The sequence below is a fragment of the Cognatundibacterium rugosum genome, from assembly GCF_014284365.1.
Classification (GTDB): domain Bacteria; phylum Pseudomonadota; class Gammaproteobacteria; order Burkholderiales; family Burkholderiaceae_D; genus Undibacterium; species Undibacterium rugosum.
The window spans coordinates 141217-164089 of the sequence record NZ_JACOGG010000010.1 but is presented as its reverse complement, the minus strand read 5'-3'; the positions used below and the strand labels follow the sequence as shown (position 1 = coordinate 164089).

Here is a 22873-nt window from a genome sequence, read left to right as displayed (position 1 = left end):
ACCGAATTGCCGCTGCGCGCAGAGGGGGCAGACTTGCACGACCTGCTGCCGTTTAACTACGCTGGCAGCGTCACGCCATAATTCAACCACTGTTCACGTTGCAAGGTGCGGGGAAATTCGCGCTTACATTTCATCTGCTTGATGTTGCCAACGTCCATTTCAACATAAGAGATTGCACCGGGGGTTTTACTTAATGCCGTTTCGATCGCTTCGCCGCTATGCATGAGTTGCACGTCGGCCGGCCATTTGAGCGAATCGCCTACGCCAATATTCTTAGCAAATCGGCTGGACTTCTTGGCGAGATAGGTGGAGATGGCGAGTGTGGCTCCGGATGAGTATGAGCGCGCTAACGTTTTGATGCGAAGTGATGGTAAAGACAAATTCGGATTGAGTGCACTAATCGAAGCATGGTTCCAAGTCGTGATGTCGCCCATCATGATGCCAGCGAGAACTGGACCATCGAGCACCAGTTTGTCGGAATCTATGCCAGGGAGATTCACTACCGGGACAATCGCTGTCACCATCACAGGAAATTGTATGAGTTTGCGCGCTATCAGCTCGTTGTGTGGCATTGGGATATCCGACACGGAGAAATCGGCGCTTCCTGCCGATACTTTCATGGCGAAATTGTTGGCATTCTCGTCTACATATCGCAGTAGAAATCGATTTTCTATCGAATTAAAATCGTCACCAAGCATTTTGTAAACATAGTGCATGTAGGGAACGCCGACTACGTTGACGGTGACGACGTTGTCGCACAGCGCGATGTTTGCAGATACACATAAGACTGCCGTGAGTAACGCTTTAACGAATAATTTCTTCATATTCACTCCACTCTGCCAACCCAAAGATTGCCTTGACTAGGTTTTAAATTGACCTGGTCACCATGAGCGCCGGCGCGCGAAATCTGCATTACGCTCACGCCGGGGTTTGTAGGAATTGCGAACAAGCTAACCTGACAATGGCTAGATTCCGCCCATGCACAGATATTTGACGACGAGATATTCATCTATGCCATACTTGGAACCCTCTCGACCTAAGCCTGACTGTTTGACCCCGCCAAATGGGGCTACCTCGTTCGAAAAGACTCCGGTGTTGATGCCAACCATGCCGCACTCGAGTTGCTCGGCGACGCGCCAGATTTGCCCGACATCGCGACCGTAAAAATAGGATGCAAGACCGAATTCGGTGTCATTTGCCATAGCAATCGCCTGTTCTTCGCTATGAAAACGTATTATGGGTGCGACTGGTCCAAAGGTTTCTTCGCGCGTGATCAGCATATCTTGAGTCACGTCGGCGATTACCGTTGGCTCAAAGAACGAACGCCCGAGGCTGTGGCGCTTGCCACCGGTGAGTACGCGCGCGCCTTTTGCAACGGCGTCGGCAATATGTGCCTCGGCTTTTTCCACAGCTTTTTGGTTGATCAAGGGGCCTTGAGTGACGCCTTCGGTGAAGCCGTCGCCGACCTGGATGTGTTGCACGGCAGCGACCAGCTTTTCACTGAACGCTTCATACACGCTGTCGTGTACGTAGATGCGATTGGCGCAAACGCAGGTTTGGCCGCTGTTGCGGTATTTGGATGCTATTGCGCCTTCGACTGCCGCGTCGAGATCTGCATCTCCGAACACAATGAAGGGTGCATTCCCACCCAATTCCAGCGACAGTTTTTTTATCGTTGACGCAGATTGCGCCATCAAATGACGTCCAACGGCGGTTGAGCCGGTAAAACTCAATTTCCTTACGGTCGAATTACTTGTCAATTCATCGCCTATGGGGGCAGCTTGTCCGGTGATGACATTGAACACGCCTTGCGGAAGGCCGGCTCTGTGACCTAGTTCCGCCAAGGCGAGGGCTGAGAATGGTGTCAAATCTGCCGGTTTGACTATCATAGTGCAGCCGGATGCCAGTGCTGGTGCTGCCTTACGCGTGATCATGGACGAGGGGAAATTCCAGGGAGTGATCGCAGCGCAGACGCCGATGGGTTCCTTTGTCACGACGATGCGACGTCCTTGCGTGGGTGACGGTATCGTTTCTCCGTAGGTACGTTTTGCTTCTTCGGCAAACCATTCTATAAATGAAGCGGCATAAGCGATTTCGCCCCGCGCTTCGGCCAGGGGCTTGCCCTGTTCGGCGGTCATGATGGCAGCCAGATCGGCGACGTTGTCCAGTATCAGGTCGTGCCACTTGCGTAAAATCGCGGCGCGTTCTTTTGCCAGTTTGCTGCGCCAGGCTTTCCATGCGCCATTTGCGGCTTCGATGGCTTGCCGGGTTTCAGTTGCTCCCATGTCTGGCACGGTACCAATAAGTACGCCAGTCGCTGGATTGATGACAGCGATGGTCTTGCCGCTATTGGCAACGCACCATTCGCCATTCAGGTAAGCCTGCTGTTTAAGCAGGCTAGGGTCTTTTAAATTTATCATTGTAATCTCGGTTTTCGTGTAGGTAAGTCATTGCCGCAATGCGCGCCCGAGGATCTCCAATGCCTCGGACATGGTGGTGGGCGTAATCGTCAACGGAAAGAGAAAACGGATGACGTTTCCATACGTCCCGCATGTCAACAGCAGCAAGCCTTCTTCCAGTGCCTTTGCCTGCACTTTTTTGGCAAAAGCAGCATCGGGCTTACCAGTCTCCGGGTGATGAAATTCGACTGCGATCATGGCGCCAAGTCCACGCACTTCGGCAATGTACGGTACTTCGCAACGGGCCTGCTCAAGGTGCTGACGCAGCTGCGTGCCGAGCTCATTGGCGCGTTCGTTGAGCTGCTCGCTTTCTATGACATCGAGTACCGCCAGTGCGGCAGCGACCGCCAGCGGATTGCCGGCATAGGTGCCGCCCAAGCCGCCTGGGCCAGGTGCATCCATAATTTCCGTGCGCCCGCATACTCCCGAGAGTGGCATGCCACCCGCCAGGCTTTTTGCCATCGTCATCAGATCAGGGACAACATCGTAGTGTTCCATTGCAAACAATTTTCCGGTGCGCCCAAAGCCGGTCTGAATTTCATCTGCGATCATCAGGATGCCGTGTTGGTCACATAGTTCGCGCACAGCCTTCATGAAAGCCGGAGGGGCCACAGTAAAACCACCTTCACCTTGCACTGGTTCGAGAATGATGGCAGCAACGCGCTTGGGATCGACGTCAGCCTTAAAGAGCTGCTGAATGGCTTCCATCGATTGCTCAATTGAGACGCCGTGCAATTGGTTAGGGAAGGGGGCATGGTAGACATCCGCAGGAAATGGACCGAAGCCCAGCTTGTATGGATCAACCTTGCCAGTCAGTGCCATACCCATCATGGTTCTGCCATGAAAGCCGCCAGAGAACGCAATGATGGCAGGGCGTCCCGTTGCTGCGCGCGCAATTTTGATCGCGTTCTCAACGGCTTCCGCACCGGTCGTAAAAAAAGCGGTCTTCTTTGCGTGCTGACCCGGCGTGAGGTGATTGATGCGTTCAGCCAATTCAACGTAACTGCCATAAGGAACTATCTGGTAGGCGGTATGTGTAAAGTGCGCCAGTTGCTCTTGAATTGCCGCGATGATTGTTGGATGACGGTGACCCGTGTTCATCACAGCGATACCGCTAGCAAAATCGATATAGCGCTTTCCTTCTACGTCCCAAAGCTCGGCGTTATCGGCGTGTTCAGCATAGAAATTGCACATGACTCCCACACCGCGCGGAGTCGCGGCATCTTTCCGTTTTTTCCATTGCTCGTTCGTAATACTCATTTACTTGCTCCTAAGCTGACTTCTCATTGGAATTCGCTTTGCACGTCAATTGATTGCAATCGGCACCGATTGCATATCGACTTTAGGCAAAACGCTTGATGGCAAGCAAGCCTGGGCTGGTTTGCCGTCATGAAATTGATCATAGCATATTTTATGAGTCGGTCGAATGAATTAATCACTTGACTTAAGTTATTGCGATGTCTACCATGTGCAAAACGTCGGTAAAGAAAACGAGGTAAATGCTGGTTTTTTATGCGACCAGTTGACGGTGCGGTCAGTCCGTCGCTCGCAGCGATTTCGACGTGTGACCTGCACAACGAACAAGTGTGTTGACGCCATCAGGATGAATGAACGACTTGATCGTCAACCTTAGTCAGTTATCGCCATGTATGGAACTTAGAGAGGAAAATCGTATGAATAATCATGAAAAAATAGATACACAATGTATGCAAGAGACAGATGCAGCCCATCATTTGCATCCGTTTGCCGACTATCGTTTAAAAAAGGAGCAGACCTCACGCATCATGGTTAGAGGCGAAGGCGCTTATTTGTGGGACTCGGAAGGTAATCGCCTGCTCGATGGTATGGCTGGCTTGTGGTGTACGAATGTAGGTTACGGACGCAAAAGCATAGCTGACGCTGTACATGGACAAATGGTGCAATTACCTTTCTATAACACCTTCTTCCATACTACGCACATTCCGGCGATAGAACTTGCCGCGAAGCTGGTTGAAATTTCTCCGCCACAGTTCAATCATGTGTTTTTCGCAGGCTCCGGTTCCGAGGGGAACGACACGGTTGTACGCCTGGTGCGCCACTATTGGAGCAAAAAGGGAAATCCAGAGCGTCAAGTCATTATCAGCCGTAACAACGCCTATCACGGCAGTACGATGGCAGGCGCGTCGCTTGGTGGCTGGCAAAGCATGCATAGCCAGGGCGGCTTGCCGCTACCCGGCATCATCCATATCGGGCAACCTTCGTACTTGGAGGGGGGCAAGGGAAAAACGCAGGAAGAATTTGGATTGGAAGCTGCTTCCTGGCTGGAACAGAAAATTCTTGATATCGGTGCCGAAAATGTCGCGGCTTTCATAGGTGAGCCTGTGCAGGGAGCCGGTGGTGTCATCGTTCCCCCAGTTACCTATTGGCCTGAAATTCAGCGCATCTGCGACAAGTACGGAATTTTGCTGATTGCGGACGAAGTGATATGCGGTTTTGGCCGTCTTGGCTATTGGTTTGGTTCTGAATATTTCGGCATCCGACCTGATCTGATCACCTTTGCTAAGGGTGTCACTTCTGGTTACGTTCCGCTCGGCGGCGTATTGGTCGGTGACCGCATCGTTAGCACGCTGATGGAGAAAGGCGGTGAATTCAATCACGGTTTCACCTATTCGGGTCATCCTATCGGTTGTGTCGCCGCATTGGAAAATATTCGCATTCTCGAAGATGAAAAAATTGTCGAGCGCGTGCATTCAGACACGGGTCCTTATCTGCAGAAAAAATTCGAGGCGCTCGCAGCGCATCCTCTGGTGGGAAATGCAGAAGCGATAGGCTTCCTGGGTGGGATGAATTTGGTGCGGCAGAAGGGCGCGACCATCCATGACAACGTCCCGTTTGATGCCGCGCTCCAAATCGGACCGACCTGCCGCGCTCACATGATCGACTGCGGCGTCATCATGCGGGCAGTTGCCGGGGACCGGCTCGTGATGTCACCGCCCCTGACGTTGACACATGCGGAAATCGATGAAATGATCAAACTGATTATTTTAGGGCTGGATAAGACAGTAGAAGACCTGAGACAGCGCAAATTGCTGTGAACGGTAACGATAGCTGGCCTTCGATTCGAACCTGCAGGAGACATGAATGAAAAAAACGAACCGGATGCCACAACTGCGAAAGCAGTTGCGGCACAGTCTGGCACAAGTGACGGTTGCTGCGGCACTGGCAGCTGCAACCGTTGTAGCGGTACCCGCGATGGCCACCGAGGAAAGGATTCTTAATCTTTTTAATTGGTCAGACTTTATCGCGGACGACACCATCAAGAATTTTGAGAAAGAGACTGGTATCAAGGTTCACCTGGACACCTATGACAGCAATGAAATTCTGCATGCAAAGCTCAGCCTGAAATCGACCGGTTACGACATCGTGATACCGGCCGCACACTGGGGGAACATGCAAATTCAGGCTGGTTTGCTGCGGAAGGTCGACAAAGTCAAGTTGCCGAATCTGGCCAACCTCGACCCTGCGATCGAGAGCCAATTAGCTAAACTTGATCCGGGTAACCAATACCTGGTTCCCTGGCTCTGGGGCTACACCACGGTAGGGATTAACACCGCAAAGGTGAAGGCAGCATTAGGGAATTTGCCCATGCCGGCTAATCCCTGGGATCTGGTGTTCGATGTTAAATATGTGTCGAAACTCAAGTCGTGTGGTGTCTCCTTTCTCGACGCGCCATCGGATATTTTGCCGGCAGCGCTCGCATATATAGGCAAAGATCCTTTCTCGACAAATAAAGCAGATTATGCGGAAGCAGGCCAGATGCTGGCGAAGGTGCGACCATATATCACGCTGTTCAGTACCTTAAGCTACGTCGCGGATATGACCAACGGTTCCTTGTGCGCTGCCATCGCGTGGTCGGGTGATATGAACCTTGCCCGTCGTGATGCGATAGAAGCGAAGAATGGCAACAACATCGTCGCCTTGATACCAAAAACTGGTGGCGTGTTGTTCTTCGATACCATGGCTATCCCATCCGATGCGCCGCATCCGGAAAATGCTCATCTGTGGATGAACTACATCATGCGCCCTGAAGTGCAGGCGAACCTGACCAACAAGGTGCGCTACGCAAACCCAAATGCGGCCAGCCGTAAATTTGTCCTCAAGGAATTGGCTCAGGATAAATCAATCTTCCTGACCGACGATGATATGAAAAACATGGTCGCGCCGAAAGTAATGAGTGTCGATCTGCGCCGAATAGCAACCAGGGTGTTCGTACAGTTTAAATCTGGAAATTGATATTGCCTTCGCCATAGCTTCATAAGGAGTGATTGGCGATTCATCAATTCAAGCACCTTAATTTTAGACATTCTTAATTTCTTCTTGCATCGAGTTTGCCATGACGTTTGCTTCTTATTCAGCACTACCATCCGGGGTAGAGCTTTCCCCGGTTTCAAAAAACGATATCAGCGCAGGACAGCCGTTCCTGATCATAAACAACCTCGTCAAGGAATTTGGCGGCGTAAAGGCGGTCAACAACGTTTCCGTCACTATTAATAAGGGGGAGATTTTCGCGCTATTGGGAAGTTCCGGCTGCGGGAAGTCGACCTTGCTGCGTATGCTTGCCGGGTTTGAAACGCCGACCTCTGGGCAACTTTTACTTGCTGGTGAAGATATCATCAATCTTCCACCGTATCGGCGCCCGATCAACATGATGTTTCAGTCGTATGCGCTGTTTCCCCATTTGTCGGTCTGGGACAATATCGCGTTCGGTTTGCGTCGCGATGGCATGCCGAAGGATCAGGTAGCCGAGCGTGTCGAAAATATGCTGGATCTGGTTCAGTTAACAAATTATGCGAAACGTAAACCACATCAATTGTCCGGAGGTCAGCAGCAGCGTGTTGCGTTGGCACGCAGCCTGGCAAAACGGCCGCAATTACTATTGCTGGATGAACCGTTAGGGGCGCTTGATAAAAAATTGCGGGAACGCACCCAGATGGAGTTGGTGAACATACTTGCACAGGTTGGCGTGACATGTGTCATGGTGACGCATGATCAGGAAGAGGCAATGAGTATGGCCTCGCGCATCGCCATCATGAGCGAAGGACACATCCTTCAAATCGGCAAGCCTGCCGAAATTTATGAAACGCCGGATTGTCGTTTTGTCGCGGACTTTATCGGCAATATCAACATGTTCGACGGAACCTTGATTGAGGATGAACCGGATCACGTCGTTATCGAGTCGCAAGATTGTCTCCATTATGTTGGTCATGGCATCACAGGCACCATAGGCATGGCGCTCTCGGTCGGTGTCCGTCCAGAAAAAATTTCGGTCGGTTTCGAGATGACGGCAAACTCAGCTAACTGCGTGAAAGGGAAAATCATAGAGCTGGCTTACATGGGGAGCTATACCGTGTATCACCTGCAATTGACGAGCGGGATGGTACTGAAGGCTAGCACCGCCAACACGCTACGTCATGATACGCACCGACCTCAGTGGGGCGATACCGTCTTCGCTAGCTGGAGCAGCGACGCAATGGTCGTATTGACTCGATAAGGTGCATGGTATGAAACAATTTCTGAATCGCCTATTGCTCTGGCGCGCGACCCATCAATTTATTTCGTCCCCCATACCGTCGGGATCGGCTCATCTCAGTACAGCTTCAGTTTTTGGCTGGCGCTTGCCTTTGCCAAGTGGCCGGAGTTTTGTCATTGGTGTGCCGTTCGTCTGGCTCACATTGACCTTTTTATTGCCGTTCCTCATGGTGTTCAAGATCAGTTTGCTAGACACCGACTTAGGCGACCCGTTTGTCAGTTTGGTCAGTTATGTCGACGGCATCATTCATATAAAACTCAAAGTAAGCAATTACCTGTTTGTTTTGCAGGATAAATTGTACGTGTTGACTTACCTGCGTTCGATCAAGTACGCGGCGGCGACCACGTTGACTTGTTTGTTGATCGGGTATCCGTTTGCCTATTTTATGGCGCGCGCCAGAGCGACGATACGCCCGATTCTGCTAATGCTGGTGATGTTGCCGTTTTGGACTTCATTCCTCTTGCGTATCTATGCGTGGAAAGGGATTCTGGCAAACGATGGCTTGTTGAATCACTTCTTATTGGCAATCGGGGTCATTGACGTGCCTATACATATGATGAATACCGTGATTTCATTAATGATAGGAATGACTTACGCGTATCTGCCTTTCATGATACTGCCGCTTTATGCGAATTTGGTCAAAATGGATATACGTTACCTGGAAGCTGCTGCCGATCTCGGAGCGACGCCGTGGTATACCTTTTTCCGTGTGACGATTCCGTTGTCGAAGTCCGGCATTGTCGCTGGTTCTATGTTGGTCTTCATTCCATGTGTGGGTGAGTACGTAATTCCGGAATTGTTGGGGGGGCCGGAAACGTTCATGATTGGTCGCGCGTTATGGGATGAGTTTTTCACTAATAACGATTGGTCGCTGGCGTCTGCCGTGACGGTCTTTGTGATATTGCTAATTCTGCTTCCGATGGCAGTCTTCAACAAGTATAAAGCGCTGCAAGAGGAGCACAAAGCATGAACAGATATCGTATATTCGGTCGGGCCTGGATGTCGTTGAGTTACGCCTTTTTGTACGTTCCCATTCTGGTCCTGATCGTATTTTCGTTTAATGATTCGCGGCGCAGCATGATATGGAGTGGTTTTACGCTGCACTGGTATCAGGACCTTGTCAATGATGCGGAAATAATCAGTGGTTTTGGCTTGTCATTGCAAATTGCCGTGATGACTGCCTGTTCATCAGTGGTGCTGGGCACTTTTGCTGCATTTGTGTTGAACCGCTATCGTCGTTTTAACGGCCGCACACTGTTAAGCGGCATGTTGAGTGCACCGCTGGTGATGCCTGAGGTAGTGATTGGACTCTCGCTATTGCTTATGTTGGTATCCGTGCAAAGGATGTTCGGCTTTCCACGACCCGGCTTATTAACAATGTGGTTAGGGCACACCTTGCTCGGCATCGCGTATTCAACTGTTGTCATACAGTCGCGCTTGCAAGAGATGAGCAAGTCGTATGAAGAAGCCGCTATGGATTTGGGCTGTCGCCCGCATCAGGTATTCTTTCTGGTGACGCTGCCGAATATTACACAAGCACTCGTATCGGCCTGGCTGTTGACATTTACGCTATCGCTCGATGATGTGGTGTTGTCCGCGTTTTTGACCGGACCCGGTTATTCGACCATGCCTATCATCATATTTTCCCGTGCACGCCTGGGGCTTGATCCGCGCGTCAACGCTATCGCAACGCTGACAATTTTGGTAGTGAGTGCCGGGGTGATCCTATCGAGTCTGTATCTGGCGCGTGCCGAGCGCCTGCGTCAAAAGCAAATCTCATTGGCGGTTCAGGCGGGCGCCCCAGATTGACTTTAGGATTCAATAATTTAAATTCCGGTCAGCACTGCAGTGTGTTCATGCGAGCCTAGTCACGAATACGTAACAGCTGATTGCATCCTTCGCTGATTGGCAAGCGGGTTGCTGCATCGCTTGATTGATAGCAATAATTTACCTGACTCGAGTATTTCACCATGAAGTGGGAGGTGACATATTCGTGTCTGGAGGGGAATGGAGAGTGCCAATGAATTCGACAATTTACGGTGACAGCGCGATTCGTCGTTCATCGCTATATGGGGCTTCGATTGAAAACACCTTTGCTGGTGTCCTCAGCTTTATGCGACGCAATTATAGCCGTGACCTGACTGGGGTCGATGTGGTCGTGTCCGGTATCCCACTTGATCTGGCCACAACCTTTCGTCCTGGCGCAAGGCTGGGGCCTGGCGGAATCCGCGCCGCCAGTGTGCAATTGTCGAATTTGCTTCCTTATCCTTGGGGCTTCGATCCGTTTCAAAATTTGGCGGTCATCGACTACGGCGATTGCTGGATTGATGTGCACAATCCGCTCACGATTCCTGCAGCAATTGTCGAACATGCGCGGACTATTCTAGCGAGCGGGGCAAAGATGTTGACTTTTGGTGGCGATCATTTCGTGACGTATCCGCTACTGAAAGCCCATGCAGAGAAATATGGCAAACCACTTTCACTTATCCACTTTGACGCTCATTGCGATACCTGGCCCGACGACAAGCACGACTCCATGAATCATGGCACGATGTTTTACAAGGCGGTGAAAGAGGGTTTGATCGATCCTGCCACGTCTGTGCAAGTCGGGCTTCGCACCTGGAACGACGATTTCATGGGTTTTAACGTCATTGACGCGCCCTGGGTACATGCCAACGGCGCGCAAGTTACACTGCAAAAGATATTATCGATTGTGGACAAGCGCCCGACCTATCTGACTTTCGATATTGATTGCCTGGATCCTGCATTTGCACCTGGGACCGGCACGCCGGTGCCAGGCGGGCTCAGTTCGGCGCAGGCGCTGGAAATTATTCGTGGCATGGAACCGGTCAATTTGGTCGGCATGGATGTGGTCGAGGTGTCGCCTCCATTCGATCAAAGCGAGATCACTGCATTAGCCGCGGCCCATATCGCCGCCGACCTGCTATGCGTTTTGCGTAATCAAAAACTGGCGACAGGAAAACGCCCTTAAGCGTTCTGAAGCACTCAAAAAGTGCCTGAAAGCGAAGGACAGCGGATGTTTTTGCACTTCCACTTGCAATACGTGACAGGCACAGAACAATTTCCCAGTTGGGTAGGGAAGGGGGGGACTTTCATTCCAGGCGCAGTCACTTGATCGGTATGTGGTGAGATCAGACGCATGCCACAGCAGATCACCGATATAGCGAGCAAGATGCGAGCGACAAAAACAGAAAATAACTGCAAACGTTTCATGTGATTACTACGCCTGCGGGTAGTACGCAGGCGTTTCTTTTTCATCTGGCAGGCTTTTGCATGCCCTTCATTTTTTCACTAAGCTTGAGGATGGATTTTGTAGCAGGGAATGCAGCCGGACGCTCTTCATGGTTGAACGGTTCTCCCGCATGTGTTTGCAGTATCCCTGCACAGCAGAAATCTATAGCGTGGACGACTGCATCTACGGTAAAACAGGTTTGCTACGTGTGCGGATCGGTCGGGTGTTCAATCCATCACTAAGCCCAAGTAAAGAGGCAGTATGTGAGGGATAGATCTTCGCGACGCCGCTACATAGTCACTGCTCAGAAAGGCTAAGGCGAGATTGCGGTAGGTCAGTACTGAGGAATCGATTTGTTCTTGAGTGGTGTTCGCAAATAACACAAGTCCATGCACCGACCGCGTCGCAGGTGACCGCTGCATGTGCTGAGTGAGTATAGGGCGCTAATGCAGCTTGATGCGTGGGTTTCGAACCCTATCTATGGTCTCTGCCCAAGTCGAAAGCCAAGTATGGAATAATCCGTTTACGGCGATCTGATGCTGCTTATGCAATGACCAGTACATCCATTTTGCAATCGTGCCTTCGATAATAATGGAGCCGCTGGAGAGCGCTCCCATTAGGCTGCCGACCGTACTGTAATTGCCCAGCGATACCAGCGAACCGTGATCTTTATATTGAAATTCAAGTAAAGGTTTGCCTTGTAGCATGCGCTCCAGCGACTTGGCCAACATGCTGGCTTGCTGATGGGCCGACTGGGCGCGCGGCGGCACCGCAGGTAGCCCCTCAGCTTGCGGGCAACAGCAGCAATCGCCCAGCGCAAAAATTGCCGTATCACGGCTACTTTGCAGTTGGCGGTTCACGATCAACTGGTTGATGTGATTGCTTTCCAGTCCATCCAGCTGCTGCAGGAATTCGGGAGCCTTGATACCGGCGGCCCACACCACAATCCCGCTGGGAATGAATTTCCCGCTCACCATCGTGACCCCGTCTTTCGAGACAGAGGCGACTTTTTCATTGGTATGCACTTCCACCGCGATACTGCGTAACTCTTTGGCGACTGCTGCTGATAAGCGTTCCGGCAGCATTTGCAATAGACGTGGCGCGGCATCGATAATGACGATCTTCAGATCTTTTTCAGGGTGAAAGTTTATTAGCCCATAGCTGGACAGGATCTTGGTTGTCATATGCAACTCTGCTGCCAGCTCCACACCGGTTGCGCCGCCACCTATGATGGTGACCGTGAAGCGTCCCTCACCTGAGCTCATGGACTGGGTTTGAGCACGTAAACAGCAATTCACAAGTTTTTTGTGAAAACGCTCTGCTGCAGGTAGCGAATCCAGCATGATGCAATGTTCGCGCGCGCCAAGCGTACCAAAGTCATTGGTCTGGCTGCCTAGGGCCAATACCAACGTGTCATAGGGCAAGGCCTGCCGCGGCAACAGTTCTTCATCGTCTTCGGTGATGGTTGGCGCCAAATAAATTTCTTTTTGTGCGCGGTTCAACCCATCCATACGACCCAGGCGGAAGTCAAAATAGTTCGACCGCGCCAGCGAAAAATATTCGCGCTCATCTGCGTGGCTGTCCAGTGTGCCGGCTGCGACCTGGTGCAGCAGAGGTTTCCACAAATGCGTGCGACTGGCGTCGACCAGGGTAATGTGGATTTTTTTCTGCTTGCCCAATTTTTTGCCCAGGCGCACAGCCAGCTCCAAGCCGCCGGCGCCACCGCCGACGATGACGATGCGGTGCGGCAGTTCTTCAAAATGACGATTCAAGACACGACTCCATAGGAATGATCAGGCATTCTGTCCCTCAGCGGGAATTGTTGTGTGGAATGCATAGGTGGGAGCTTTGCCCGGCTCATATTCCGGCCAAGCACCAGTATTTGACGATCAAGTAATCGTCCACGCCATATTTAGAACCTTCCCGGCCCAACCCTGATTGCTTGACGCCTCCGAAAGGTGCGACTTCGGTGGAAATCAGACCTGTATTGATTCCTACCATGCCGTATTCAAGCTGCTCCGCTACGCGCCAGATGCGACCGATGTCACGGCTGTAGAAATACGACGCCAGACCGCAATCGGTGTCGTTCGCCATCGCCACCACTTCGGTATCGCTCTTGAAGCGAAAAATGGGTGCGACTGGACCGAACGTTTCTTCATGCGCGAAGCGCATGTCTTGCGTGACGTCGGCAAGTACGGTAGGTTCGAAGAAATTGCCGCCCAGCGCATGCCGTTGACCACCGACCAGAACGCGTGCTCCTTTGGCTAGCGCATCTGCGATCTGGGTTTCCACGTTGCGCACTGCGCTTTCATTGATCAACGGGCCTTGGTTCACTCCGGCTTCGACTCCATTGCCGACTTTGAAATTTTTTTTTACTGCGTCCACCAGCTTACCTGTGAACACATCGTAAACCCCGTCTTGGACATAGATACGGTTAACGCACACACAAGTCTGGCCGGAGTTACGGTATTTCGAGGTGAGCACACCTTCTACTGCGGCATCCAGATCGGCATCGTCGAATACAATAAAGGGGGCATTACCGCCCAGTTCCAGTGAGAGTTTCTTGATGCTGTTGGCTGAATCGCGCATTAGTTGGCGGCCAACCTCGGTCGAACCAGTGAAGCTCAGCTTGCGCACCAACGGGTTGGCAGTGATTTCGCCGCCGATCGCGGCCGCGTTGCCGGTTACGACGTTGAATACGCCCGGCGGTACGCCTGCGCGATGCGCCAGTTCTGCCAGCGCCAGCGCAGAAAATGGGGTCAGGCTGGCCGGTTTGACTATCATGCAGCATCCGGCCGCGAGTGCAGGGCCGACCTTGCGCGCGATCATCGCTGAGGGGAAGTTCCACGGTGTGATGGCGGCGCAAACACCGATTGGTTCCTTGGTCACCAAGATGCGCTTTCCCTTGGCAGAAGTCGGGATGGTATCACCGTACATGCGCTTGGCTTCCTCGGCAAACCATTCCAGGTAGGAGGCAGCATATGCGATCTCACCGCGCGCTTCCGTCAACGACTTTCCCTGCTCGGCCGTCATGATGGCGGCCAAGTCGTCGCAGTGCTCCAGCATCAGTTCCTGCCAGCGGCGCAGGATGAGCGAGCGTTCTTTGGCCAGCATGGAGCGCCAGCCTTGCCATGCGACATTGCTGGCCGCGATCGCACGCCGGGTTTCAATTGCATTCATATTCGGTACGTGACCCAGCAGTGCGCCGGTGGCCGGGTTATGTACGGCTATTTTTTTATCACTCTCGGCATCGCTCCATTTACCGTTGATATAGGCTTGTTGGCGGAACAGGGATGGGTCTAGCAAAGGCAACATAGTCATTCTCAAATAAGGGGATTAAAACGCGCACATTGGCGTCAAGGATATGGGGCGCTTCCCGGATCATGCACTGTCCTGGTTCTATTAAGTAGTGCCAATTTCAAGTTTTTAATAGAGCCAATTTACTCGTATCATGGCTATAATGAATCCCTCGTTTTTCATCGCGTCGTGCGTCCCGTGCAAACCTTCAATCTGTCAGATTATTTGTTGCAATACCTTGATAAAACGTCAGCCACGCCACGTAACCGCCAGTTGTATCGGTTGCTGCGGCAAGCGATACTGGATCGCGTGTTGCCTGCTGATACGCGTTTGCCTTCCAGCCGTGATTTGGCAAGCGAACTGCTGATATCGCGCAATACGGTGCTGTATGCCTATGAGCAGTTGCTGGCAGAAGGTTATGTGGAGGCGCGCACCGGTAGTGGCACTTTTGTCGCTAATACAGTGCCGGATGCGATCTACCTGCCTGTAGAAAGCGCCGTGCGTAAAAAGAGTGGCGCGAGCAAGGCTCAACTCTCGCAACGCGGTCACAGGTTGGTGGCGCAGGCTGCTGCTGCGCCGCGACAGTGGGGGGCGTTTGTGCCTGGAGTTCCGGATGTCACCCAGTTCCCGCACCGTGTCTGGAACAGCTTGCAAAGCAAAATCTGGCGCAAGCCCGCGATTTCAGTGCTCACTTATGGGCAGGGTGGGGGGCACCAGGGATTGCGGGAAGCGGTAGCGGAATATCTAAAGGTGTCGCGCTCGGTCGCATGTGAGGCGGATCAGGTAGTGATCACCAATGGCATCCATCAGTCGATTGATTTATGTCTGCGTTTATTGTCGGATCCCGGTGATGTAGCCTGGGTGGAAGACCCGTGCTATTGGGGAGCGCGCAATCTGCTGGCAGCATCCGGTGTTCGCTTGCGACCGGTACGTGTCGACGCCGAAGGAATCTGCCCGGACGCTGCCGATTTGGCCGAGGTGCCACGTTTTATTTTTGTCACGCCTTCCCATCAGTATCCGCTTGGCATGGTGATGAGTCTGGCGCGTCGCCGCAGTTTGTTGGAATATGCGCGTCAGCACGGCTGCTGGATCATTGAAGATGATTACGACAGCGAATTTCGTTACGGTGGCCGGCCGTTAGCTTCCTTGCAGGGCATGGATAGTGCTGAGCGCGTACTCTATATGGGTACCTTCAGCAAGACTATGTTTCCCGGTCTGCGTCTAGGTTATCTGGTATTGCCGGCGATCCTGAGCCAGTCCTTTGTGACAGGAATGGAAGAATTACATCGTTCCGGACAGGCGTCGTTGCAAGCCACCATGGCGGAATTTATGACACAAGGACATTTCAATTCACATATACGTCGCATGCGTCTGCTGTACGGTGCCCGACTGGAAATTCTGCAGCAAGAAATTACCCGACATTTTGAACTGTCTCAGGTATGCGCGGTTGGTAGTGATGCGGGCCTGCACCTGACACTGCGCTTGCCTGCACAGTGCGATGATCGTCAGATTGCGCGTGAAGCGCTGGCACAGGGGATAGCAGTGCGGCCTTTATCCAGCTATTACCAAGACGCCAGCCATACCGAAAGCGGGTTGGTGCTTGGTTACGCCTGCGTCGAAGAAGCGCGCATCGCGCCTGCTTTTGCGTTGTTGGCAGCCGTCATCAGGCTGCACCTTTAGCAATTAGTCAGGCGCTGATCAAGACGAGGGGAATCGGCTAGGCACCTTCATAGTGCGTTCAAACAATCTGTTGCTGCGTCGCGCAGTGGATAGTGCCACCGCCGTTGGCGATGCCATCGGTCGTGATCTGGATAATGACGCGCTCAGGATAGCGCGCGCGCAGACTGTTGAAGGCCGCCTTGTCTAATTCTGAATCACCAAACTGCCCCATCAGGATGCAATTGTTGGCCTCGTAATAACCGATGTAGCCTGCGCCGAACGACTTTTCGAACTCCTTGCGTTTGCTCATAGACACGTCAGGGTTGCGGCTGTTCACAGCATCCTTCACGAGGGTTATCTTGGGCTGTGGAAGTTCCACCAGATTCAAGGAGGCGTTTGCAGAGCCCAGGTATTTGAGCTTGTCGGCGGCGCTCCAGCCCGCCACCTGCGCCTGGTATGCCAGCAGCGCAGCTTTGATCTTGCCGTCGTGGCTAGGAGTAGGGTCGGTCACGGATACCGTGCCGCCATCCCAGTTATAAATGATGGTATTGTCGTCAGTAAAACGGGCAGAAAAATCGATATGGTCGTCGGTTACTTCTTGTGCTTTGACGCCGGGCACCCAGATCAGTTTTTCAACACCCAGCACGCGTTTGATCTCAGTTTCGAAATCGGCTCTGGTTTTGCCGGGATTACGATTGTTGTTGATGATGCAGCTATCGGTTGCCACTGCCAGGCCACGCCCGTTGACTTCTATGCCACCGCCTTCCATGGTTATCCATGTTTTGATTTCCGCCGTTCCTAATTTATTGTTGATGAAGGTCGCGACTTTCTTGTCGCCATCGATATCCTGATCGACAACGCCATTGGCAGCTTTTTGCGTATCTTTGACCCAGCCAGTCAGTCCGGTGCTGACGTTCTCTTGCCCCCAGCCATTGAAGTTGAAGTTGACGCCGTAGATTTTGGCATCCGTACCTTTGACGAACACCGGCCCAGTGTCGCGTGCCCACAAGTCGTTGACATGCTGGACAATCAAAACAATGTTGGCGCGATTCATGGGCGGCAGAACCATGCCAGCAGGCTCCAGGTAATTGATGTAGCCCTCAATGCCGAATTTAACTGCGGGATCGCTCAGATCAGCCAGGCTACGTTTGATCATTCGGTTTTTTGCACTGGCTGGGCTCGCCGCAAACATTAGGTCCAGGTAAGCATTCGCCTCACCTCTGTCGGTCTCATTGTCGACCAATACGTTCACTGTTTCAAAACGCGACAGTTGGGCGGCGATACGCATTAGATCTTCACGTGCTACCGGTCGGCTGTTGGGAATATCGTCGATTGCCAGTTGGCTATTCGTTGTCGAGGGCGTGCCCCAAGCTGAAGCTGTCGCACCGTATACCATCCAGGTGGCAGTGTGTGTAGCCGCTTCCTTGGGTGCGAGCCAGCTGGTTTGTTCGGGTTTGGGCAGAACAGGTTCGGATGCGTCGCTGCCGCCACCGCCACCACCACAAGCGCTCAATGGAAGAACCAGCGTGGAAGCGGCAAGCGCACCGGCAGTGCGAAAGAATTGGCGACGGTCAAAAATGGGACCGTTTTGAGCAGTGTTTTTTTTCAGGGTAGATTCAGACATGGTATATATATAAATAAGATTTAATGGGTGGCAACTGGCTAGCGTTGGCTGTGCCGCTAAGGGGAGCGCTCAAATTCAAGTCAGAGTGGCTGTTGCTGGGTAGTGCAATGGATGCCACCACCACCGGCGGCGATAGCATCCACATTGAGTTGGATGATGTCACGCTTGGGAAACAGCTCGCGCAGGATCGCTTTGGTATTGCGATCAGTCTTGCTATCGCCAAATTCGGCGGCGATGACGGCGTGGTTGCAGACGTAGAAATTGATATAGCCAGCGGCAAAATCCTTGCTTTCGAATTTACTGCGCACACTGGACGGGCTGGTCAGGACGACGACTTTCAACAGGCGCCCTTTGGCATCCCTTGCTTTGCGCAGAATATCGAGGTGGCGTTTGGTAACGACGTGTTCTACTGACGTGGTGTCGGCCTCGTATCCAGCCACAACCACGCCTGGGCTGGTAAAGCGTGCGTAGAAGTCGGTATGTCCGTCGGTGATGTCGCGTCCAGCTATCCCCGGTAGCCAGATGATCTTTTTTAGTCCCAGTAACTGCCTCAGTTCGGCTTCGCACTGCGCCTTGCTGATGCCGGGATTGCGGTTAGGATTCAGCACGCAACTCTCAGTGATGATGGCAGTGCCTTCGCCGTCCACTTCTATGCCGCCACCTTCCAGCACCAGTCCACTGCGCAACAACTTGGCACCAGCGCGCCGTCTGACGACATCGGCCACCTGTGCATCACGGTCGTATTCTTGTTTTTTTCCCCAGCCGTTAAAGTTAAAATTAACAGCGGCGAGTTTGCCTTGCGTATTCTTGACGAAAACCGGGCCTGTGTCGCGCATCCACAAATCATCAAGCGGTTGCACCACCAGTTTGACTGCATTGCCACATTTGCGTGCTGCCGTCTCATAGTCTTCTTCCCGCACCAGCATGTGTACTGTTTCATACTGGGAGATGGCGCGAGCTATGCTGGCCAGATTATCCTGGGCAGCGCTGTACAGTTTTTGTCCCCAGATGTCTTCGCTGGGGCCAAAAGCCATCCAAGTCGCTGCGTGCGCTTCTCCTTCCTCCGGCATACTCCAGATTTCGCCGCTGTCTGCTATGGCGATCCGTCCCATCCCCCCATCCAACATACTGGTCAGTAGTGCGGCGCCGGAACTGCACATGCCTTGCTTCAAAAAACTACGTCTTGTCATATTGGTTTTATTCATGTTAAGGAATCGATGAGAAGAATCCTTGCTATTTGTGAAAATCTATTCTTAGCAGCGATGAGAGCGATGTTATGCTGCAATTGTGTGCAATTATAGTGGTGAGGTATTTGAGGAGTAATGAAATAACTTATGGGTATTTATTAAATTTTCTCATATCTCGCCCTAATTTAAGGGAATATAGCCCATTAGACAACTGAACATTGACGTCAATATTTTTAGGCATGATAATTGCTTGTTTGAAACTTTGTGTGAATGAGGATGTTCAAGTTATCCGAACTAACATCGATGCATTAAATACATTTTTTCGGGTAATTTGCAAAATTGCGTCAGTACAAATGTATTTTAAGTCGGTCGACCGGTTATTTATTGACTTTATTTTTTTAATGTTTATGATCGATATTGGTCGGTCGACTGACAAATATATGGTTTCACAAAAAAAGAAAAATATTTGCGGCGCGGTAGACGTTGATGCTGGGAAAGTATTTGTTCGCAGGTAGTGGATAGGCTTCTCTTGCCTGCGGTACCGAAGAAAATCGTAAAACATCACAGGAGATGGAATCATGCGTAAGAAAAGTAGGTGGATATTTGCAGGACTATCAGTGCTCATGGCGGGAGGTGCTTCGGCATTTGAATTTGAAACCGGAGCTGTCAATGGTTCGGTTAATTCAAATGTCACGGCTGGCATAGGCATTCGTACCAAGAGTCAAAGTTGCGCGTTGATAGGAACGCCAAACGTGTCGGATTGTGGTGCCAACGTCAATACTGCACAATGGGCAAATGCTGATAACGGCAATCTGAATTATAAAAAAGGCGACCTGTTTACGGGATATCTGAGCCTGACCAGCGAAGCCTTGTTGAAGGTTCCAGAGCAAAACCTGAAGTTCCTCGCGCGTGGCACTGCGATTTTCGATCCGGTAGCGGCAGATACGAACACTACACGCTTGAGCGGCGATGCCCGTGGCCAAATGGTGCATCGCGCTACCTTGCTCGATTTCTGGGGGCAAAAGGACTTTCAAGTCGCCGGTGAGAGCGCCCATATCCGACTCGGTAATCAGGTGATCAACTGGGGGGAGAGCACTTTCGCAGCAGGTGGCATCAATGCGACCAACGCGGTTGACATCCAAAGTCTGTTAATTCCAGGGACGCAACTCAAGCAAGCCTTGCTGCCTGCACCTATGATCAGTTTCGCGTCTACCTTGCCCGCCGGCCTGACCACCGAAGCTTACTTGCAGTTTGGCTGGAACGCGAACAGGTTTCCTGCGGTGGGAAGCTTTTGGTCGCTGAGCGACAATTCTGGGCGCGGAGCTGTGCCGGCCATGTCCAATCCGGCTAATTTCAACGAGGCTGGTCTGGATCCGACAACAGCTTTCCCTTACACAGCATTGAGACCGGGTAATAAACCGCAATATGGCATCCGTGTTGGCTATACCCCTGCGGGGACATCACTAAACCTGGCTGCTTACTACGAAAACTATACCGATAAAAATCCGGTGTTTGGATCCATCGCAGGAGGTACCATGGGGGCTGCGCAATACCTCAAAGACCGCGACCTGTTCGGTGTCAGCGCGAACTTCCCCATCGGCGATTGGGCGATTGGCGCGGAGCTCTCATATCGTCCGCGTGACGCTGTTTCCATGTTAGGGTGTTTCGGCGCCGGCGGGCCTGCCGATAGTAATACGAATGCGGCAGCAGGTAGTTGCAACTGGTGGAAAGACAGCAAAAAGTACCAGCTTATCGTGAACGGGCAACTGCAGATGTCGCCGACCAGTCATCCGACTACCTTGAAATTGTTGGGTAATGCTCATTCGGCAGTGTTGACCGCAGAGCTGGGTTACATCAACTACCCAGGAATTGATACCGGCAAGACTTATCCGACAACCACAAGCACTGGGCAAGCTGCCTATCTGATACCGGCCGCGGGCTATTTTGTTTGGCTTACCGGTCAGCCGAACTCTGTTCCGGCCGCAAAAGGAACTGCCAAGTCAGCAGGCTACGTCATTGATTTCAACTGGACCTATGATGGTTCTGTGATTCCTGGATGGGCGGTAACGCCAGGCGTGACATTCAGTAACGCGTTCTCGGGTTATACGCCAAATTTTGCAGGGAACTACATGCGCGGTGCTAAGTCGGCCAATGTATACGTGGCGTTGACACAAAACCCGGCAACCTGGCAGGCTGGCCTGAACTATACGGCATTCTTTGGCGGTAGCAACGTCAACTCACAACCGTATGCAGATCGAAATTTCGTCGGCGCTTACATCACGCGCAATTTCTGAGTCGTAATTATTGATTATGTTTTTGTTTGGGGTAGATGGTATTCGGAGGGTGACGGCAGACAGGTTTGAACCCCGTTTCGCGTGCCTGGATACGCTGACCACGGTTCCCAGACGCCAAAATCGAAGGAAAGCAAAATGAACATGACTATGAAAAAGATAAAGACCCTCGTTGCTGTCAGCGTGTTGTGCGCTACACATGGCGCATTCGCCGCAGAGGCAGATAAGCTTGGTACCGAACTGACGCCGCTAGGTGCGGACAAAAGTGGGAACAAGGAAGGCACCATTCCTGCCATTGGCGCTCCGGATACACCGAAAGCCGGTTGGAGCCAGGGCAAGAATCGCGAAGACTTCTGGACACACAAAGGGGAAAAGCCTTTGTTCACGATTGATGCATCCAATGTAGATAAATATGCGGATAAGCTGTCGCCAGCGCAGGTGCAGATGCTGAAGCAAACCAAGGGTTATCACATGGATATCTATCCTAGCCACCGGACTTGTTCGGCGCCGGATTTTGTCCAGGCAAACACCAAGATCAATGCTACCCGTGGGAAGATAGGCAGCGATGGTTGGTCGCTGGAAGATGCGGCGCTTCCTGGCGTGCCTTTTCCACTTCCTAAAAAAGGGATAGAAGTACTGTGGAACTTCCTGGCAGGATATCAAGGTGTTGGCGTCGAGCTGAAAAATGGACTCACCTATATATCGCCAAGGCCGGGTTCGACCGAACCGATCAAGGCGGGCTGGTCGCAAATTAACTATTTCCCTTGGGCTAAAAAAGGTACGACCTCCCCAGCAGGCGTGGATGGGTATAAACAAGGTTTTTACTATACCTACAATACGCCGGCAGCGTTTGCGGGTCAGGGCATCGTAGAGAATCTGTATTTCAAAAAAGAACTGGAGGCGTTCTACTACTTCACGGGACAGCGCCGCGTACGCCGCCTGCCAGCCTACGCCTATGACGCGCCCGTGATTGGTTTTGAAAATCAATATCCTATTGATGCGACCAATCTGTATTTTGGCAACCCGGATCGTTTCGACTGGAAGCTATTAGGAAAGAAAGAGATGTACATTTCCTATAACAACTTCAAGTTCAACGATGGTTCGATCAAGCCTGAGGACGCATTCCGGGAAAATAGTATCAATCCTGCTCTGGAACGCTACGAGCTGCACCGCGTCTGGGTTGTTGAGGGTACAGTCAAGCAAGGTTTCCGTCATTCCGCACCGAAGAAAGTCATGTACTTCGACGAGGATAGCTGGAATGTAGCAGTTGGCGACGACTATGATGCCCAAGGCAAGATATGGAAACTCAAAGAAAATAAAATTCTTCCGGTCTGGGAACTCGGCGGTACCTGTGCTAACACCGTCCTGGCGATGTACGACCTGATTGGGGGCCGCTACGTTGCTGATAACGTCGTGTTCGGCGCTGGCGCAGGGCGTGATATGCAGTGGTTCGCCGAAGCGGGAAATAATCCTAAGTTGAAAGACAATTTCTATACGGCTGACAATTTGAAGACGATCAGCGAACGATAAGGAT

At 52.0% G+C, this 22873-nt stretch carries 16 protein-coding genes; 9 read left to right on the top strand and 7 right to left on the bottom strand.

The features are described from left to right. Nucleotides 1–56: 56 nt before the first annotated feature. The 3 genes from H8K47_RS11170 to gabT form a co-directional block, all read right to left on the bottom strand. Entirely contained in the window at nucleotides 57–824 is a 768-nt protein-coding gene (locus tag H8K47_RS11170; RefSeq protein WP_186881479.1) for a substrate-binding domain-containing protein, read from the bottom strand. Between the two features lie 141 nt (nucleotides 825–965). Further along, nucleotides 966–2420, bottom strand: coding sequence for an NAD-dependent succinate-semialdehyde dehydrogenase (locus H8K47_RS11165; protein ID WP_186881478.1), 1455 nt, complete (start codon nucleotides 2418–2420; stop codon nucleotides 966–968). Nucleotides 2421–2447: 27 nt separating this feature from the next. After that, on the bottom strand, nucleotides 2448–3713 hold the full coding sequence (gene gabT / locus H8K47_RS11160) for a 4-aminobutyrate--2-oxoglutarate transaminase (RefSeq protein WP_408057894.1): 1266 nt from the start codon (nucleotides 3711–3713) through the stop codon (nucleotides 2448–2450). Between the two features lie 419 nt (nucleotides 3714–4132). Here gabT and H8K47_RS11155 point away from each other — a divergent pair, with 419 nt between their 5' ends. The 6 genes from H8K47_RS11155 to speB all read left to right on the top strand — a co-directional run bounded on the left by H8K47_RS11155 (nucleotide 4133) and on the right by speB (nucleotide 11020). After that, complete coding sequence (locus H8K47_RS11155) at nucleotides 4133–5533, top strand: aspartate aminotransferase family protein (RefSeq protein ID WP_222612776.1); 1401 nt, start codon at nucleotides 4133–4135, stop codon at nucleotides 5531–5533. Nucleotides 5534–5597: 64 nt separating this feature from the next. After that, nucleotides 5598–6731 carry an extracellular solute-binding protein gene (locus H8K47_RS11150; protein ID WP_186881492.1) on the top strand — a complete coding sequence of 378 codons (1134 nt, stop codon included), beginning with the start codon at nucleotides 5598–5600 and terminating at the stop codon, nucleotides 6729–6731. 100 nt (nucleotides 6732–6831) lie between these two features. After that, the gene (locus H8K47_RS11145; RefSeq protein WP_186881476.1) at nucleotides 6832–7989 is read left to right on the top strand and encodes an ABC transporter ATP-binding protein; all 1158 of its coding nucleotides are present in this window, start codon (nucleotides 6832–6834) and stop codon (nucleotides 7987–7989) included. Nucleotides 7990–7999: 10 nt separating this feature from the next. Next, nucleotides 8000–8998 (top strand): ABC transporter permease subunit, encoded by a 999-nt coding sequence (locus tag H8K47_RS11140; protein WP_186881475.1) that lies wholly within the window; start codon nucleotides 8000–8002, stop codon nucleotides 8996–8998. Further along, the gene (locus H8K47_RS11135; RefSeq protein WP_186881474.1) at nucleotides 8995–9837 is read left to right on the top strand and encodes an ABC transporter permease; all 843 of its coding nucleotides are present in this window, start codon (nucleotides 8995–8997) and stop codon (nucleotides 9835–9837) included. The genes H8K47_RS11140 and H8K47_RS11135 overlap by 4 nt, the downstream gene beginning before the upstream one ends. A gap of 211 nt (nucleotides 9838–10048) precedes the next feature. Beyond that, nucleotides 10049–11020 (top strand): agmatinase, encoded by a 972-nt coding sequence (gene speB / locus H8K47_RS11130; protein WP_186881473.1) that lies wholly within the window; start codon nucleotides 10049–10051, stop codon nucleotides 11018–11020. A gap of 704 nt (nucleotides 11021–11724) precedes the next feature. On the opposite strand, the gene H8K47_RS11125 is transcribed toward speB, so the two are convergent. Continuing rightward, nucleotides 11725–13053, bottom strand: a complete 1329-nt coding sequence (locus H8K47_RS11125) for an NAD(P)/FAD-dependent oxidoreductase (RefSeq protein ID WP_230405211.1) — start codon at nucleotides 13051–13053, stop codon at nucleotides 11725–11727. Nucleotides 13054–13138: 85 nt separating this feature from the next. After that, on the bottom strand, nucleotides 13139–14596 hold the full coding sequence (locus H8K47_RS11120; protein ID WP_186881472.1) for an NAD-dependent succinate-semialdehyde dehydrogenase: 1458 nt from the start codon (nucleotides 14594–14596) through the stop codon (nucleotides 13139–13141). 180 nt (nucleotides 14597–14776) lie between these two features. On the opposite strand from H8K47_RS11120, the gene pdxR reads away from it, so the two are divergent. Next, nucleotides 14777–16258 carry a MocR-like pyridoxine biosynthesis transcription factor PdxR gene (gene pdxR, locus H8K47_RS11115; RefSeq protein ID WP_186881490.1) on the top strand — a complete coding sequence of 494 codons (1482 nt, stop codon included), beginning with the start codon at nucleotides 14777–14779 and terminating at the stop codon, nucleotides 16256–16258. A gap of 58 nt (nucleotides 16259–16316) precedes the next feature. On the opposite strand, the gene H8K47_RS11110 is transcribed toward pdxR, so the two are convergent. Together H8K47_RS11110 and H8K47_RS11105 are read right to left on the bottom strand one after the other, a co-directional pair. Then, nucleotides 16317–17861, bottom strand: a complete 1545-nt coding sequence (locus H8K47_RS11110; RefSeq protein WP_186881471.1) for an agmatine deiminase family protein — start codon at nucleotides 17859–17861, stop codon at nucleotides 16317–16319. An 80-nt stretch (nucleotides 17862–17941) separates the two neighbouring features. Further along, nucleotides 17942–19051: an agmatine deiminase family protein gene (locus H8K47_RS11105; RefSeq protein WP_186881470.1), complete on the bottom strand. Its 1110-nt coding sequence runs from the start codon at nucleotides 19049–19051 to the stop codon at nucleotides 17942–17944. A 575-nt stretch (nucleotides 19052–19626) separates the two neighbouring features. Between H8K47_RS11105 and H8K47_RS11100 the strand changes: the two genes are divergently transcribed. Together H8K47_RS11100 and H8K47_RS11095 are read left to right on the top strand one after the other, a co-directional pair. Then, on the top strand, nucleotides 19627–21342 hold the full coding sequence (locus H8K47_RS11100; RefSeq protein WP_186881469.1) for a DUF1302 domain-containing protein: 1716 nt from the start codon (nucleotides 19627–19629) through the stop codon (nucleotides 21340–21342). A 135-nt stretch (nucleotides 21343–21477) separates the two neighbouring features. Beyond that, on the top strand, nucleotides 21478–22869 hold the full coding sequence (locus tag H8K47_RS11095; RefSeq protein ID WP_230405212.1) for a DUF1329 domain-containing protein: 1392 nt from the start codon (nucleotides 21478–21480) through the stop codon (nucleotides 22867–22869). Nucleotides 22870–22873: the final 4 nt, after the last annotated feature.